Raw genomic sequence first — 16,745 nt, forward strand, 5'->3', positions numbered from 1 at the left:
TACCCGACCGGGAGCACTGTTACCCACGGTCCGCAACAATCTGCGGTGATCTGTAACCCTCGGTAACCGTAACGTAGACTACGGTACGGTCACTGATCGGCGACCCCGCCGACCCGCAAGTAACCCCTGACGCGCAGACTCGTTGTGCCGTTCAGCACCGACGACTGGCCCCCGCTCCCCAGCGTTCCCGGGCCCCGGTGCGGTTCGTCGGTCTATTGCGCGAGGAGGCGACACGTGACCGGTGTCGAGGTGAAGGTCGAGGGACTGACGAAGTCCTTCGGTCGGGCCAACATCTGGTCGGACGTGAGCCTGACCCTGCCCGCGGGCGAGGTGTCGGTGTTGCTCGGGCCGTCGGGTACCGGCAAGTCGGTGTTCCTGAAGTCGCTGATCGGGCTGCTGAAGCCCGAGCGGGGATCGATCGTCATCGAGGGTGTGGATCTGTGCAAGTGCTCGGAGTCCGAGCTGTACGAGATCCGGAAGCTGTTCGGGGTGCTGTTCCAGGACGGTGCGTTGTTCGGGTCGATGAACTTGTTCGACAACATCGCGTTCCCGTTGCGGGAGCACACGCGCAAGTCGGAGTCGGCGATCCGGGACATCGTCATGGAGAAGATCGACATGGTCGGTCTGGTGGGTGCGGAGGGGAAGCTGCCGGGGGAGATCTCGGGTGGTATGCGCAAGCGTGCGGGGTTGGCGCGGGCGTTGGTGCTGGATCCGAAGATCATTTTGTTCGATGAGCCGGACTCGGGTCTGGATCCGGTGCGGACGGCGTACCTGAACCAGTTGATCATCGATTTGAACGCGATGACGGATTCGACGTTCCTGATCGTGACCCATGACATCAACTCGGCGCAGACGGTGCCGGACAACATCGGTCTGCTGTATCGCAAGCATCTGGCGATGTTCGGTCCGCGGGAGGTGTTGTTGACCTCGGACGAGCCGGTGGTGGCGCAGTTCCTGAACGGGCGTCGTGAGGGTCCGATCGGGATGTCGGAGGAGAAGGACGCTGCGCAGGCTGCCCGGGAGATGGAGGAGGCGGGTGAGCTGGAGGGTCGTCCGCCGATGAAGCCGCAGCTGGTGGCCTCGACGGGGATGTCGGACCGGAAGGCGGTGCACCGTCGCCGGGAGCGCGTCGAGGCGATGCTGCACGAGCTGCCGCAGTCGGCGCAGGACGCGATCCGCGAGCAGCACGCCGAGACCGACGCGACCTCCCGGTTCGCCCGCCCCGCTCAGGACGGGAGCACGATCTCCGAGGCCCGCGACGAGCACCCGACCGACATCCACCCGCGGATCACCGACGACACCCCCGACCCCCGTGGCCGGCACCAGCTCTCCGGCGGTGACCGATGACCAGTCCCGTCACCCGGGCGCTCACCCCGGTCGGCAAGTTCTTCGGACTGTTCGCCGAGATCGGCCGCCAGGGACTGCGCCGGCCGTTCCAGTGGCGCGAGCTCGTCGAGCAGACCTGGTTCGTCACCAAGGTCTCCGCGCTGCCGACCGCGCTGTTCACCATCCCCTTCGGCGCGACGATCGCGCTGCTGCTCGGTGAGCTGACCCGCCAGTTCGGCGCCCAGTCCCAGACCGGCGCCGGCGCGGTCCTCGCGATCGTCCAGCAGGCCGCACCGATCGTCACCGCGCTGCTGATCTCCGGCGCCGGCGGCTCCGCCGTATGCGCCGACCTCGGTGCGCGGACCATCCGCGAGGAGATCGCGGCGATGGAGGTGCTCGGCATCTCGCCGATCCAGCGCCTCGTCGTCCCGCGGGTGCTCGCCATGGGCATCACCGCGGTCGTCCTGAACGGCCTCGCGACCTGCGTCGGCGTCGCGGGCGGGTACTTCTTCAACGTCATCATCCAGGGCGGCTCGCCCGGCGCCTACATCTCCAGCTTCTCGGCGATCGCGCAGGTCAGCGACATCGTCGTGTCCGAGCTGAAGGCGTTCCTGTTCGGCATCGTCGCCGGCGTCGTCGCCGCGTTCCGCGGGCTGAACCCGCCGCCCGGTGCGAAGGGGGTCGGTGACGCGGTGAACCAGGCCGTCGTCATCTCCTTCGTCCTCGTCTTCCTCATCAACCTCGTGCTCACCGCCCTGTACCTCGAGCTCGTCCCGCCGAAGGGCTTCTGATGGTTACCCGACTCGGAGCGCGGACCCGCCGGGCCGCCCAGGCGCCGCTCAACCAGCTGGAGGAGCTGGGCGACCAGCTCTCGCTCTACATCCGGTCCATCCTCTGGATCCCGAAGGCGCTGACCCGCTACAAGAAGGAGGTCGCCCGGCTGCTCGCCGAGGTCTCCTTCGGGTCCGGCGCGCTGATCGTCATCCTCGGCACCGTCGGTGTCATGGCGTCGCTGTCGCTGTTCGTCGGCTCGCTGGTCGGCCTGCAGGGCTTCCGGGCCCTGGACGCCCTCGGCGTCGAGGCGCTGACCGGCTTCATCACCGCCTACTTCAACACCCGCTCGATCGCCCCGCTGGTCGCCGCCTCGGCGCTGACCGCGACCCTCGGCGCGGGGTTCACCGCCCAGCTCGGCGCGATGCGGATCTCCGAGGAGATCGACGCCCTCGAGGTCATGGCCGTGCCCTCGGTGCCCTACCTGGTCACCACCCGGGTGGTCGCCGGCATCGTCGCGATCATCCCGATCTACACGCTCGGCCTGCTCGCCAGCTACGCCGCGTCGCGGATCAACGTGACGCTGCTCAACGGTCTGCCGGGTGGCACGTACGACCACTACTTCGACCTGTTCCTGCCGGTCAGTGACGTACTGCTGTCGTATCTCAAAGTGATCGTGTTGGCGACGGTGATCATCCTGATCCACTGCCACTACGGCTACTCCGCCAAGGGCGGCCCGGCCGGCGTCGGCGTCGCGGTGGGCCGGGCGGTGCGGCTGTCGATCGTCAGCACCGCGGTGCTCGACTTCTTCCTCACCCTGGTCATGTTCGGCACCTCCACCTCGGTGCGGGTGGCCGGATGAGGTCCACCAAGCGCGTGCTGCAGGGCCTGGCCTTCGTCACGGTCATCGTCGTCCTGCTCGGCCTCGCCGTCGCCCAGTACGCCGGGGTGTTCTCCTCCGGCGTCCCGGTCACGCTCAACGTCGCGCGGGTCGGCACCCAGATGCAGGAGCGCTCCGACGTCAAGATCAACGGTCTGATCGTGGGGCAGGTCGACAAGGTCGTCTCGGACGGCACGACCACCAGCATCGACATGTCGATGGACCCGCAGTACCTCGACGAGATCCCGGAGAACGTCACCGCGCAGCTGCTGCCGAAGACGCTGTTCGGCGAGAAGTTCGTCTCGCTCGTCCCGCCGGCCGCGCCCTCGACCACCCGCCTCGCCGCGGGTGACGTCATCCCCGAGGACCGCAGCCAGGCCGCTCTGGAGGTCGAGCGGGTGCTCGACGATCTCCTGCCGCTGCTCCAGACCGTCCGCCCGCAGGACCTCGCGACCACCCTCGGCGCGCTGTCCCAGGCGCTGCAGGGCCGCGGCAACCAGCTCGGCGAGACCCTCACCCAGCTCAACACGCTGGTCGAGGGCCTCAACCCGGCCGTGCCCGACCTGCAGGAGGACATCCGCCAGCTGGCGACGTTCTCCGACAACCTGAACCAGGCGGCGCCGGACCTGCTCGACGCGCTCGACAACCTGACGGTCACCAGCCGCACGATCGTCGAGAAGCGCGAGGGGCTGCGGAACCTCTACCGCTCCATCACCGGCGCGTCGGACGACCTGCGGGCCTTCCTCGACGCGAACGGCGAGAACATCATCGGGCTGTCGGCGGCCAGCCGGCCGACGCTGGAGACGCTCGAGCGCTACTCGCCCGAGTTCCCCTGCCTGACCCGCCAGCTCGTCGAGCTGATCCCGAAGATCAACGACGCGATCCGGCCGGGCACCGACCGGGTGGGCATCAACATCACCCTCGAGATCGTCTCGAGCAAGGGCAAGTACCTGCCCAACCAGGACGAGCCCCGCTACGGCGACGACCGCGGGCCGCGCTGCTACCCGATCCCGTCGCCGGCCGGCACCCAGTACCCGCCGGACGGCCCGTTCCGCGACGGCTCCGTCCCCGGCCCGGCCCCGGCCGGGCAGCCGATGGGCAACCCCGAGGACTTCGGGACCGACACCTTCGGCACCTACGACGGCACGAACAGCTTCGGTCTGATCCAGGACCAGAGCGCGCAGAACGGTGCGGGCGTGCTGCCCCCGCTGACCAGCGCGCTCGGCCAGGCCGGCATCCAGCCGTCGTCCTACGACGGGGCGCACCAGAGCGGCTCGGTCGACATGGGCGTCGCGAACTCCACCGGTGAGCAGCAGGTCGTCGCCCAGCTGCTGGCCGCCCACCAGGGCGGTTCCCCGCAGGCCGTCCCGGCCTGGAGCGCGACCCTGGTCGGCCCGCTCCTGCGCGGCACGGAGGTGACGCTGACGTGAGCAGGCTCCCGATCTCGGCGCTGGTCAAGTTCCTGGTCTTCGCGCTGATCACGGCGCTGGGCACCACGATGCTCGGCCTGACCATCGCGAACGCCCGCGGTGGCCAGGTCACCGAGTACACCGCCCGGTTCACCGACGCGACCGGCCTGCTGGCCGGCGACGATGTCCGCATCGCCGGCGTCGTCGTCGGGTCGATCAAGGACGTCCGCATCGTCGACCAGCGGGTCGCCGAGGTGGCGTTCGACGTCGACTCGTCCACCCCGCTGCCGGCGACGGTCAGCGCGACCCTGAAGTACAAGAACCTCATCGGCCAGCGGTACATGGCGCTGGACCAGGGCGCGGGCCCGACCGGGGAGGACCTCCCCCCGGGTGGTCAGATCCCGATCGAGCGGACCCGGCCCGCGGTCAACCTGACCGTGCTGTTCAACGGCTTCCAGCCGCTGTTCCAGGGCCTCGACCCGGATCAGATCAACAAGCTGTCGATGGAGATCGTCCAGGTCCTGCAGGGCGAGGGCGGCACGGTGCAGAGCCTGCTCGCCTCGACGTCGTCGCTGACCAACTCGATCGCCGACCGCGACCAGGTCATCGGTCAGGTCATCGACAACCTGAACCTGACCCTCGACACCGTCAACCGCAACGACGAGGGCCTCAACGAGCTGATCAGCTCGCTGCAGGCGCTGGTGTCCGGACTCGCCCAGGACCGCGAGCCCATCGGCAATGCGATCCAGTCCATCGGCGAGCTGACCCAGGTCACCGGGTCGTTCCTGGAGGACGCCCGCCCGCCGCTGCGCGACGACATCCGCAACCTCGGCGATCTGGCGACCCAGCTCGACCAGGGACGCCCCACGATCGAGCGGTTCCTGCAGTACACGCCGTTCAAGCTGAACCGGATCGCCCGCGTCGGCTCCTACGGCAGCTGGTTCAACTTCTACCTCTGCGGCCTCGACGGCCAGATCGGCATCTCGCCGATCCTGCCGCCGACCTCACTGGAGGACCTGGGCATCGGCCCGATCCGCAACCCCGAGCGGCGCTGTGGCCCGGACCCGTCCGGGATCGGGGCGGGCAACACCGCCCCGACCGACGGCTCGCAGCCCGGCGACCAGCCGGACAACCGGGCCCAGAACAACCCGTTGATGCGTGAGCCGACCACCGAGTCGGTCGGCGGCCTGCTGGGCCAGGCGGCAGGCCGCGGCCCGGTCGACTCCAGCAGCGACCCGACAGCAGCGCTGCAGCCGGGAGGCAACTGATGGCACAGGCAGGGCAGAAGCGCCCCGTCCTGACGGCGGTGATCGGAATCGTGCTGATCGCGGCGCTGACACTGGCCGCGTTCAACTACGAGGCGATCTTCTCCGGGGCCACCCGCTACACCGCGGAGTTCCCCGAGGCGGCGGGTCTGCAGGCCAACGACCGTGTCACCGTGGCCGGCGTCGAGGCGGGCCGGGTGCAGAAGGTCTCCCTCGACGGCGACCACGTGAACGTCGAGTTCACCGTCGACGACGCCTGGGTCGGCAACCGGACCACGGCGTCGATCGAGATCGCGACGCTGCTCGGCTCCAAGTTCCTCGCCCTCGACCCGCGCGGCGACGGCGAGCAGAACCCCGACGAGCCGATCGGCCGGGACCGGACGAAGTCCCCGTTCGACGTCGTGGACGCCTTCAACGGCCTCTCCGGCACGATCGACCAGCTCGACACCACGCAGCTCGCGTCGAGCCTGACCACGCTCTCGGACACCTTCCGCGACACCCCGCCGGAGATCCGCGGGGCCCTGGACGGGCTGTCCCGGCTGTCGAACACCATCTCCAGCCGCGACGGCGAGCTGAAGAAGCTGCTCGCCAACACCCGGCAGCTGTCGACCACGCTGGCCGACCGCCGCGGCGACGTCGTGAAGCTGGTCAACGACGGCAACCTGCTGCTCGGTGAGCTGCAGCGCCGCAAGGACGCGATCGCGAACCTGCTCGACGGCGTGCAGCGCCTGTCGATCCAGCTGCGCGGTCTCGTCGCCGACAACCAGGCGCAGCTGCGTCCGGCGCTGGAGACCCTCGACCGCGTGCAGGCGGTGCTCGAGGAGAACCGCGACAACCTCGGCGAGATCCTCGACAAGGAAGCGGTGTTCATCCGCGTGTTCGGCAACGCCCTCGGCAACGGCCGTTGGTTCGACAACTACCTGTGCGGCCTGCTGCCGCCGGTCGTGCCGCTCGGGGGTGACTGCTGATGGGGTCCTGGGCCAACGACCGGCGCCAGATCCAGCTCGGTGCCCTGATCGCCGTCGTCGCCGTCCTGGTGGCGAGCGCGATCTGGCTGATCACCTCCGGCGGGGGCCGCCAGATCACCGCCTACTTCACCAGTTCCGCCGCACTGTTCGAGGACAACGACGTGCGCGTGCTCGGCGTCCCGGTCGGCAAGGTCGACCGGATCACGCCGGAGGGCGACCGGGTGCGGGTCGACATGACCATCACCGACGACGAGGTGCGCCTGCCCGCCGACGTCAAGGCCGCCGTCGTCTCGCCGAGCCTGGTCACCGGCCGCTACGTGCAGCTGACCCCGGTGTGGACCGGCGGCCCCGAGTGGAACGGCGAGCCGATCCCGCTGGAGCGCACCGCGTTCCCGCTCGGCGTCGACGACCTCACCCGGACCGCCACCGAGCTCTCCCGGGCCCTCGGTCCGCAGGGGGCGAACAAGACCGGTGCGCTCAACGACGTCCTGGACGTCACCGCGAAGAACCTCGACGGCAACGGCCGGGCGCTCAACGACACCATCCGCAACCTCGGCGGACTCTCGGCGACCCTGAACGGCTCCAGCGGTGACCTGTTCGGCACCGTCACCGAGCTGCAGAAGTTCGTCGGGACGCTGCGGGAGAACGACCCCGGAATCCGCGAGCTCAACGGGAAGCTGGCCGACGTGACCGGCTTCCTCGCGAGCCAGCGCGGCGAGCTCGGCGGCGCGCTGAACCAGCTGTCCTACGCGCTCGGCGAGGTCGCGCACTTCGTGCAGGACAACCGGGCGACCCTGCGGTCGAACGTCGACAAGCTCGCGAGCGTGTCGCAGGAGGTCGTCGACCACCAGCGGGCGCTGTCCGAGATCGCCGACGTCGCCCCGGCTGCACTGAGCAACCTCACCAACATCTACAACGGTGCCTCGGAGACCCTGGACACCCGGGCCAACATCAACGAGCTGGCCTACCCGCTGCCGGTCGCGATCTGCGAGATCCTCCGCCGCGGCGCTGGCCAGCTCCCGGGTGGCCTCGACCAGCCCACGGCCGCCCTGTGCGACGGCCTCGCGCCGATCCTCGACGGCGCCGTGCCGCTGCCGACCCCGCAGCAGGTGCTCGAGCAGCTGCAGGCCGGCGGCTCCGGGGTCAACCCGGCCGTGCCGCAGCTGATGCGGGGCTCGCCGCTGTCGTTGACCGACCCGGGCTCCCAGCTGCGCGCCCCGGCCGACCCGCAGGCTCCCGCCCCCGCCGGGCAGCCCGCACCGGGTGCCACCAGCACCCCGGCCACCCCGGCGCCGTCGACCACGACGGCCCCGCAGGCCACTCCCACCCCGGTCCCCGAGACCGAGGAGCGCGGGGGCGGCGGACTGTTCGGCCTGTTCGGAGGTGGATCGTGATCGGCTCCAGCGGCCGCGTCGGCCGGGTGTCGGCGCTGCTGACGGCGGTGGCGCTGTTCGCGGGCGGCTGCGGCGCGGTGGACGGCGGTCTCCGGGGCATCCCGCTGCCCGGTGGCGCGAACCTGGGCGACGACCCGTACTCGGTGCAGATCGAGTTCGCCGACGTCGTCGACCTCGTCCCGCAGTCGATCGTGCGCGTCGGTGACGTGCCGGTCGGGGCGGTCGAGAAGGTCGCCGTCGAGCCGGGGTCGTGGAACGCGCTGGTCACCGTGTCGGTGAACCGCGACGTCAAGCTCCCGGCCAACGCGACCGCGCGGGTCCGCACGACCTCGCTGCTCGGCGAGAAGTTCGTCGAGCTGTCCCCGCCGACCGTCCCCGCCGAGGGCGACCTCGCCCAGAGCGGGAAGATCGGGCTGCAGGCCAGCGGGCGCGCGGCCGAGGTGGAGGAGGTCCTCGGGGCGCTGTCGCTGCTGCTCAACGGTGGCGGCGTGGCCCAGATCCGGACCATCTCCACCGAGCTCAACAACGCGCTGTCCGGGCGCGAGCCGCAGATCCGCGGTCTGCTGGACAACCTGAACCGGCTCGTCGGCTCGCTCGACAGCTCCAAGGACGACATCAACCGGGCGCTCGACGGGCTCAACCGCCTGTCCGCCACGCTCGCCGAGCGTCGCCCGCAGATCGAGAACGCCCTGCAGAACATCAGCCCCGGCCTGCGCGAGCTCGAGGCCCAGCGCACCCAGCTGGTCGGCATGCTGCAGGCGCTCGACCGGCTGTCTGGTGTCGCGACGAACGTGGTCAACCGGTCCCGCGACGACCTGCTCGCCGACCTGGAGGCGCTGCGCCCGGTGCTGCGGAACCTGGCCGACTCCGGCCAGAACCTGCCGGACTCTCTGCAGCTGCTGTTGACGGTCCCGTTCACCGACGCGGCCACCGACGCCGTCGCCGGCGACTACGCCAACCTGTACGCCAAGCTCGACCTGGACCTCGGGTCGATCCTGCGCAACATCCTCAACTCCAACCAGCTCGGGCTCCCACTCGACCCGACGCAGCTGGCCCAGCTGCCGCCCACCGCGCAGCTGCTGACACCGCTGCTCGGGGCGACGCCGCGGCAGCCGGACCCGGCGGTCCCGGGTGCGCCCGCGCTGCCGCTGCTGGGGCCCGAGCAGCCCACCACCGAGCCGGCGCCGCCCGCATCGGGTACCGCGCCGGCCACCCCGGCGCCCTCGGCGACCCCGACACCGAGCCCGACGCCGGAGCGGGGCTCCGGCGGCGGCGGCCTGCTCGGCGGACTCTTCGGAGGCGGATCGTGATCACCAAGACCGTCCGCTGGCAGCTGATCGCGCTGGTGCTCGTCACCGTCGTGGCGGTCGGCTACGCGGGCTTCCGCTGCGCGGGTCTCGACCGCATCTTCGGTGCGACGACCTACCCGGTGACGGTGCAGCTCGCCGACTCCGGCGGGATCTTCACCGGTGCCGACGTCACCTACCGCGGCGTGAGCGTCGGCCGGGTCGGTCAGCTGTCGCTGACCGCCCGCGGCGTCGACGTCCAGCTGGACATCGACAACTCCGCGCCGTCCATCCCGGCCGACGCCCGGGCCGTCGTCGGGAACCTCTCGCCGATCGGTGAGCAGTACGTCGACCTCCAGCCGGTCGCCGACGGCGGTGAGGCGCTCGCCGCCGGCTCGGTGATCCCGCAGGACCGCACCCGGACCCCGATCCAGATCAACACCTTTCTGACCGAGCTGGACCAGCTCGTCTCGACGGTGCCGAAGGACTCGTTGCAGACCGTCGTCCGCGAGCTCGGCCAGGGCTTCGAGGGCACCGCGCAGCCGCTGCAGCAGCTGCTCGACACCACCGGGGAGTTCACCAGGGCCGCCACGGACGCGCTGCCGCAGACGACCGCGCTGATCCGCGACTCCCGCCCGGTGCTCACCACGCAGAACGAGGTGGCGCCGCAGTTCCAGGAGTTCAGCCGGGGCCTGCGCGAGGTCACCGAGCAGCTCAAGCAGTCCGACCCGGACCTGCGTCGGATCATCGACGACGGCCCGCGCCTCGGCGACCAGGTCAGCGGCCTCCTCCGGGAGAGCGGCCCCGGGCTCGGCGAGTCGATCGCGAACCTGCGGACGGTGACCGAGCTGCTGGCCCCGCGTCAGGCGGGCCTGCGTCAGCTGCTCGTCACCTACCCCGGCCTGGTGTCGGTCGCGCCGAAGGTCGTGCCCGGCGACGGGACCGCGCACCTCGGCCTGGTCGTCAACATCGCCGACCCGCCGGTCTGCACCCGGGGCTACGAGGGCACGCCCAACCGCGGTGGCCTCGACGTCTCCGAGCGACCGGTGAACGAGGACGCCCGCTGCGCCGAGCCCCCCGGCAGCCCCACCAACGTGCGCGGAATGCAGAATGTGCCCAGGCCCCAGCCGCTCGAGGTGCCGGACTACTCCGGCAACTCGGGGTTCGGCGGCCACGGTGACGGTCAGCACGGCGGCGGCGACCCCGCCGACGGGCCGGCCCCGCGGCCGAATGCCGGGTCGCTCGGCGACGACCGTGCCGAGCGGGTCGCGACGCCGGGCCTGGTGACGAGCTTCGCCCAGATCCTGGGCGGTTGAGCACGACGGTCGTGCCCCGTCCGGGGCGCGACCGGCACGACGGCCGGGCCACACCCGGGCCCGGCCGGCACGACGACCGCGGGGGACCGCCGTCCGCCGGACGACGCGGACCCCCACGGCCGGCCCACGGCCGCCCGGTGCGGTCGCCGAGCGGCTGTGCCCCCGCAGCCGGGAGGAGGAACGCTCCCCGATGAACACCGACGTTGCCGGCTCCGACGCCGACACGAAGGCCGACCCGAAGGCCGACACGACGGCGGACACCCCCGACGGTTCCGCGCCCGTGGAGCCTGCCACCGGCCGGGACGGCGGCCAGACCCCGCCCGGGCCGCTCGCCAGGGCGCTGCCCGTGGCCGCCGTCGTCGCGGCGGTGCTCGCGGTCGTGCTGGGCTGCCTGTGGCTGTTCGCGCTGAACAGCGACGCCACCCAGGTCGCGCAGGCCCGCGACGCGGCACTCCGTGACGCCCGCCAGGCGGTGATCAACCTGAACACCCTGGACCACAAGGACGCCCAGAAGGGACTGGACCTGTGGATCCAGTCCTCGGCCGGGTCGGTCCGCGACGAGTTCGTGTCCAACCGCGACGCCTACGCCAAGCTGGTCACCGACCAGAAGCGCACCACCACCGCGACCGTCACCGACGCCGCGGTGACCGAGGTCGACCCGCGCGCCGGGACCGCCCGGGTGCTCGCCGGCGTCGACGTGAACGTCACGCCAGAGGGCGGTCAGCCCACCGTGACCCGCCAGCGCATCGAGCTCGGCATGGTCCGTACCGACGACGGCTGGAAGGTCGACGCCCTGGAGCCGCTTGTCACCCCGGGCACGGGCTGACCCTCCGGCCCGACCCCCGGCCCCCGGCGGTGCCCCGCGCCGCCCCGCACCCAGGTCGACCACCCCAGGAGGTCACCGCATGTCCACCCCCCGCCGCCGCCCCGCGGGCGGCATCCGCAGGCCCCAGGTCGCGGGCCGCCCGCGCACCCGCACCGACGAGCCCGACGAGGAGGAGACCGGCACCGGCGGTGTCGCCCTCGACGAGCGCTCCGGTGCCGCGGTCCCGTCCGCCACCCCGGTCCGCTCCGGCGACGCCGGGCGCACCGACGCCTCCGACACCCCCGGCACGACCGACGCCTCCGACCCGGCCGACGCCGGCGACGCGGACGATGCCGGTGCGGCCGACGCCGACGGCACCCCGCGCCGCCGGTCGTTGCTGTCCGCCCCGACGACCCGGCGCGCGACCGGGCTGCTGCTCGCCGTCACGGTGCTGCTCGTCGCGGCCGCCGCGTTCTTCGGCGCCGAGTGGTACCGCACGACCTTCACCGGCTCGGCGGCCAACACCGCGCTGAGCGACGTCGGCACCACCACGCAGGTCAGCGAGCAGGTCGGCGAGGCGATCACGAAGGTCTACTCGTTCGACTACGCCCGCCTCCAGCAGGCCGAGGGCGATGCCCGCGCCGTCATCACCCCGGGCTTCCAGCCGGAGTTCGACAAGATCTTCGGCAGCGTGAAGGACCTCGCCCCGCAGCAGAAGGCCGTGGTCACCGCGACGATCCCGAAGCTCGCCGTGGCCAGCATCGACGGGGACCGCGCGACCGTCTACGCCTTCGTCAACCAGGTCATCCGGCGCCAGGCCGACGGCGGTGCCCCGCAGGAGGGGGCCGCGGCGGCCCGGCTGCGGGTCGACGCCCAGTTCGTCGACGGCCGCTGGAAGATCTCCGCGATGACGCCGGCCTGACCCGGCCCACGCGCCCGCCACGGTGCCCCGTACCCCCGGTCGACGGGGGTGCGGGGCACCGGCGTATGGTGGTCCACGATCCACCGAAGACCGCAGGTCCGCGCCCGGGTTCCGGGTGCACGAAGGTTCCGGGAACAGCCGGACGGCCCGCGCAGGAGGACGAGGCGACACCGGGCGCGCGGGCGCCCCACGAACTTCCGACGCCCCGTGCTGCTGCGCACGGGGCGTTCGTCGTCTCCGGGGTCGGAGTGGGAACTGCGTCGGTGGCACCCCCAAGCACGTCCCACGTGCACGAGACCGACCCCCGAGAGGAGGGCAGCGATGGCAGCACCTGAGAAGGTCGCAGCGGTCGAGGAGATCACCAACCGCTTCCGCGAGTCGGACGCCTCGGTCGTGACCGAGTACCGCGGGCTCAGCGTCGCCAAGCTGACCCAGCTGCGCCGGGACCTGGGTTCGGACGCGAACTTCCGCGTCGCGAAGAACACCCTGGTCAAGCGCGCGGCGGCGGAGGCCGGGGTCCAGGGCCTGGACGACCTGCTCGCCGGCCCGACGGCCATCACCTTCATCAAGGGTGAGCCCGTCGAGGCCGCGAAGGCGATCAAGCAGTTCGCGAAGGACAACCCCGGTCTGACGATCAAGGGCGGGTACATGGACGGGCGCGCCCTGTCCACCGCCGAGGTCGAGCAGCTGGCGGACCTCGAGACCCGTGAGGTCCTGCTGGCCAAGCTGGCCGGCGCGATGAAGGCCAACCTGTCGAAGGCCGCCGGGCTGTTCAACGCCCCGGCCTCGCAGGTCGCCCGCCTCGCGCAGGCGCTGGCCGACAAGAAGGCCGAGTCCGGCGAGTCCGCCGCTCCGGCCGAGGCCGACGGCGACTCCGCCGAGAGCTGACCACCACCCCCATCTGTCTTTCGTAGAAAGGACCGCCACCATGGCGAAGCTGTCCACCGACGAGCTGCTCGACGCCTTCAAGGAGCTCACCCTGTTGGAGCTCTCGGACTTCGTGAAGAAGTTCGAGGACACCTTCGAGGTCACCGCGGCCGCCCCGGTCGCCGTCGCCGCCGCGGGTGCCCCCGCCGCCGGTGCCGCCCCCGCCGAGGAGGAGAAGGACGAGTTCGACGTCGTCCTCGAGGCCGCCGGTGACAAGAAGATCCAGGTCATCAAGGTCGTCCGCGAGGTCGTCTCGGGCCTGGGCCTGAAGGAGGCGAAGGACCTCGTCGAGTCCGCGCCGAAGCCGCTGCTCGAGGGTGTCGCCAAGGAGGCCGCCGAGGCCGCCAAGACGAAGCTCGAGGAGGCCGGCGCCAAGGTCTCGCTCAAGTGACCTGAGCACCGCTCGCACGACGGGGCGCCGACCCACCGGGTCGGCGCCCCGTCGTCGTTCCGGCGGTCAGGTCCGTTCGCGGGCCCGCAGCTCGCGACGCAGCACCTTGCCCGTGACGGTCTTGGGCACCTCGTCGAGCAGCTCCACCTGCCGCGGGTACTTGTAGGCCGCCATCCGCTCCCTGGTGAAGGAGATCAGCTCCTCCGGGGTGACCGAGGCACCCGCCCGCAGGGACACGAAGGCCTTCACCGTCTCGCCCCGGTACTCGTCGGCGACGCCGACCACCGCGGCCTCCCGCACGGCGGGGTGCTCGTAGAGGACGTCCTCCACCTCGCGCGGCCAGACCTTGTAGCCGCCCGCGTTGATCTGGTCCTTCTTCCGGTCGACGATGTAGAACCAGCCGTCGGCGTCCATGTAGCCGACGTCCCCGGTACGGAGCTCTCCACCCGGGATCGCCCCCGCCGTCTCCTCGGGCTTGTTCCAGTAGCCCGCGACGACCTGCGGCCCGGACGTGCAGATCTCCCCGATCTCGCCGGGCGGGAGCTCCGCGCCGTCGTCGTCGAGGATGCGGACCACGGTGCCGTAGATCGGGACACCGACCGACAGCGCCCCGGACGCGGAGTCCACCGGCCCCTGGGTGCCGATCGGCGTGGCGTGCGACGGCGAGGTGGTCTCGGTCAGCCCGTAGATGTTGTGGATCCACAGCCCGAACGCCTCGTGGAACGCGGTGACCGTCGACGGCGGGATCGGCGCCCCGCCCGAGCAGATCGTGCGCAGCGACGCGAGCGCCTCCCGGTCGGCGTTCGGGGCGTTCATCAGCGCGATGAACACCGTGATCGCCCCGACGGTGAAGGTCGGACGCTGCTCGCGGATCAGGTCGACGCCGAGCGAGGGCTCGAACCGGTGGAACAGCACGAGCGGTGCCGCGAGGTACTGGGCCACCGTGACGTGCGCGATCAGCCCGGTGATGTGGAACAGCGGGGCGATGCCGAGGACGACCTCGTCGTCGCCGAGGCCGCACCAGGTGGCGTAGGCCTGGCTGGTGAAGACGACGTTGCCATGGGTGTTCATCGCGCCCTTGGGCGGCCCGGTGGTCCCCGAGGTGTAGGTGAGGAACGCGGTGTCCCCGGCGCTGAACGACACCGGCGGGGGAGCGGTGCCCCGGTGCGCGTCCAGGAACGCGCCGAGGTCGGTGACGTCGTCGCCGGACAGGTCCGGACGCGCGGCGGCGGGCAGCGCCCGAGGGTCGTCGCGGGTCTGGAACTCGCGCTCGGAGGTGGTGAGCACGGTGCGCACGCCGGGCAGCCCGGCCAGCACGGTCCGCGCGACGCCGTCGTAGAGCGACTCCAGACAGACCAGCACCGACGACCCGGAGTCGCGCAGCAGCAGCTCCAGCTCGCGTTCGCGGTTCATCGGGTTGATCGACACCGCGATCCCGCCCGCCTTCCAGGTGCCGACCAGGCCCAGGACGAACTGCGGCACGTTCTGCAGGTACATCGCCACCCGCTCGCCCGCGGTGAACCCGCCGGCGAGCAGCCCGGCGGCGAAGGCGTCGCTGAGCTCGTCGAGCTCGCGGTAGGTGAGCGCGCCGTCGAAGTAGCGCAGCGCGTCGCCGTCGGGGTTGCGCGCCACCGCGGCACGGAACATCGACAGCGCGTCGGTGTGGTCCGGGGTGATGTCGTGCGGCATGCCCTCGGCGTAGCGGGCCAGCCAGGGGCGGTCGGCGTAGGACATCAGCGGATCACGATCGGGTTGACCGGTGCCCCCGTGCCGTTGACGACCTTCAGCGGGGCGGCGGCGTAGAGGAAGCTCCACCGGCCGTCGGCGGCGCAGGCGTCGGCGAGGTCGTCGAGCCAGGCGATCTCGGTGAGGGCGACGCCGAGATTGCGCATCAGCGCGCAGTGCAGCGGGAGCGCGACGCCGGTGTGCGGCTCGCTGGTCACCTCGTTGGCGATGGTGTCGGTGACGAGGTTCGGGATCTCCTTGCGCTGGAACCACTCCACGAGCTCGCGCGAGTAGGTGAGCCCCGGCTCGGTGAAGTCGGTGTAGAAGGTCGCCGGGTCGTTCAGCTCGTACCAGTACTTCATCCATCCGGTGCGGATGACGAGCACGTCGTGCGGCTCGATCGTGACGCCCTGCGCCCGTGCCGCGGCCTCGAGGTCGGTGTGGTCGAAGGTCTCGCCCTTGTCCAGCCACTCCTTGCCGCGGTGCCGGGCCATGTCGATGAGCACCCCCCGCCCGACGACGCCCTTCTCCGCGATGGGCAGCACCGACGCCCGGTCCATCGCCTCGACGGTGGAGCGCGCGTCGTAGCCGTTCCAGAGCTTGCCGTCGTACCAGACGTGGCCGAGCGCGTCGTACTGCGTGGAGCCCTGCAGGAAGATGAGCGCGGTGTCGTCGGCGTAGTGCAGCCCGCCGGGGAACTGCGGCGCGTCGGCCGAGTCCCAGGTGGCCTCGTCCATGACGTTCTGCCGCTTGATGCCCTCGCGGCCCGGCCACAGCGGGTCGCCCGGCGACTCGGTGCGTCCCATGTGGATCTGCAGGGTGAACACCTCGCCCGAGCGGACGTGCCGCACGCCGCGGAGGACCTCGCCCGCGTCCAGGTAGTTCAGGCAGCCGAGCTCGTCGTCGGGACCCCACTTGCCCCAGTTGCTGGGGGCGTCGTCGCCGAGGACCTCGCGCATGGGAGGAGTGCTGTCGGACATCGTCGTCCTTTCGTCGCCGTCGGCCGTCACCGACCTGTGACCGATCGTTGGCGTCCCGACGACACCGTGTCAACCGTCACGCGGATCGACCTGAACGGTCGTCGGTGGACCGGTCGTCCCGGCAGGGTGACCGCTCGTCGACGAAGTGGGACTTGACTCGGTGCGGCGTGCAGGTCACCCTTGGGCAACGGTGGTTGCCTGCATGCTGGAATCGGCGACCTGTCTCGACAGCTGCGCTCGCAGCGTCTATAGTCATTCTTTGCGCTGTCTGCGTCCAGGCTCACGCGCTCATGACCGGGGAAGACTTCCGGACCGATCCGTCGGCCGCCGGAGAGGGTTCGGCGGACATGGGTACGGGGGTTCGGTCGTCCGTCAGTGCC

The 16,745-nt window shown here is 71.3% G+C and carries 14 protein-coding genes and 1 pseudogene; 13 read left to right on the forward strand and 2 right to left on the reverse strand.

The window, feature by feature from the left end:
- Positions 1-234: 234 nt before the first annotated feature.
- The 13 genes and pseudogenes from KPL59_RS21740 to rplL all read left to right on the forward strand — a co-directional run bounded on the left by KPL59_RS21740 (position 235) and on the right by rplL (position 13,660).
- Positions 235-1,347 (forward strand): ABC transporter ATP-binding protein, encoded by a 1,113-nt coding sequence (locus KPL59_RS21740; protein WP_226361827.1) that lies wholly within the window; start codon positions 235-237, stop codon positions 1,345-1,347.
- The gene (locus tag KPL59_RS21745; protein WP_020622220.1) at positions 1,344-2,117 is read left to right on the forward strand and encodes an ABC transporter permease; all 774 of its coding nucleotides are present in this window, start codon (positions 1,344-1,346) and stop codon (positions 2,115-2,117) included. The genes KPL59_RS21740 and KPL59_RS21745 overlap by 4 nt, the downstream gene beginning before the upstream one ends.
- Positions 2,117-2,959 (forward strand): ABC transporter permease, encoded by an 843-nt coding sequence (locus KPL59_RS21750; RefSeq protein ID WP_226361828.1) that lies wholly within the window; start codon positions 2,117-2,119, stop codon positions 2,957-2,959. The genes KPL59_RS21745 and KPL59_RS21750 overlap by 1 nt, the downstream gene beginning before the upstream one ends.
- Positions 2,956-4,407: an MCE family protein gene (locus KPL59_RS21755; protein WP_226361829.1), complete on the forward strand. Its 1,452-nt coding sequence runs from the start codon at positions 2,956-2,958 to the stop codon at positions 4,405-4,407. Before KPL59_RS21750 ends, KPL59_RS21755 begins: the two co-directional genes overlap by 4 nt.
- An 11-nt stretch (positions 4,408-4,418) precedes the next feature.
- A pseudogene (locus KPL59_RS21760) lies at positions 4,419-5,408 on the forward strand (MCE family protein); the annotation flags it as partial.
- Positions 5,409-5,653: 245 nt separating this feature from the next.
- Positions 5,654-6,619, forward strand: coding sequence for an MCE family protein (locus KPL59_RS21765; protein WP_075310132.1), 966 nt, complete (start codon positions 5,654-5,656; stop codon positions 6,617-6,619).
- Complete coding sequence (locus tag KPL59_RS21770) at positions 6,619-8,013, forward strand: MCE family protein (RefSeq protein ID WP_020622225.1); 1,395 nt, start codon at positions 6,619-6,621, stop codon at positions 8,011-8,013. The genes KPL59_RS21765 and KPL59_RS21770 overlap by 1 nt, the downstream gene beginning before the upstream one ends.
- Positions 8,010-9,323 carry an MCE family protein gene (locus KPL59_RS21775; protein WP_226361830.1) on the forward strand — a complete coding sequence of 438 codons (1,314 nt, stop codon included), beginning with the start codon at positions 8,010-8,012 and terminating at the stop codon, positions 9,321-9,323. Before KPL59_RS21770 ends, KPL59_RS21775 begins: the two co-directional genes overlap by 4 nt.
- Positions 9,320-10,615 (forward strand): MCE family protein, encoded by a 1,296-nt coding sequence (locus KPL59_RS21780; protein WP_226361831.1) that lies wholly within the window; start codon positions 9,320-9,322, stop codon positions 10,613-10,615. The genes KPL59_RS21775 and KPL59_RS21780 overlap by 4 nt, the downstream gene beginning before the upstream one ends.
- A 190-nt stretch (positions 10,616-10,805) precedes the next feature.
- Positions 10,806-11,441 (forward strand): hypothetical protein, encoded by a 636-nt coding sequence (locus KPL59_RS21785; protein WP_226361832.1) that lies wholly within the window; start codon positions 10,806-10,808, stop codon positions 11,439-11,441.
- Between the two features lie 79 nt (positions 11,442-11,520).
- The gene (locus KPL59_RS21790; protein WP_226361833.1) at positions 11,521-12,342 is read left to right on the forward strand and encodes a nuclear transport factor 2 family protein; all 822 of its coding nucleotides are present in this window, start codon (positions 11,521-11,523) and stop codon (positions 12,340-12,342) included.
- Between the two features lie 321 nt (positions 12,343-12,663).
- Positions 12,664-13,230 carry a 50S ribosomal protein L10 gene (gene rplJ, locus KPL59_RS21795; protein WP_020622230.1) on the forward strand — a complete coding sequence of 189 codons (567 nt, stop codon included), beginning with the start codon at positions 12,664-12,666 and terminating at the stop codon, positions 13,228-13,230.
- Between the two features lie 40 nt (positions 13,231-13,270).
- A complete protein-coding gene (gene rplL / locus KPL59_RS21800) occupies positions 13,271-13,660 on the forward strand; it encodes a 50S ribosomal protein L7/L12 (protein WP_020622231.1) in 390 nt (129 codons plus the stop codon).
- 66 nt (positions 13,661-13,726) lie between these two features.
- Here rplL and KPL59_RS21805 read toward each other — a convergent pair whose 3' ends face one another.
- Together KPL59_RS21805 and KPL59_RS21810 are read right to left on the reverse strand one after the other, a co-directional pair.
- Complete coding sequence (locus KPL59_RS21805) at positions 13,727-15,394, reverse strand: AMP-binding protein (protein ID WP_226361834.1); 1,668 nt, start codon at positions 15,392-15,394, stop codon at positions 13,727-13,729.
- The gene (locus KPL59_RS21810; RefSeq protein ID WP_226361835.1) at positions 15,394-16,365 is read right to left on the reverse strand and encodes a cyclase family protein; all 972 of its coding nucleotides are present in this window, start codon (positions 16,363-16,365) and stop codon (positions 15,394-15,396) included. The genes KPL59_RS21805 and KPL59_RS21810 overlap by 1 nt, the downstream gene beginning before the upstream one ends.
- Between the last annotated feature and the right edge of the window lie 380 nt (positions 16,366-16,745).

This window comes from Pseudonocardia sp. ICBG1142, from assembly GCF_020496255.1.
Lineage (GTDB): Bacteria > Actinomycetota > Actinomycetes > Mycobacteriales > Pseudonocardiaceae > Pseudonocardia.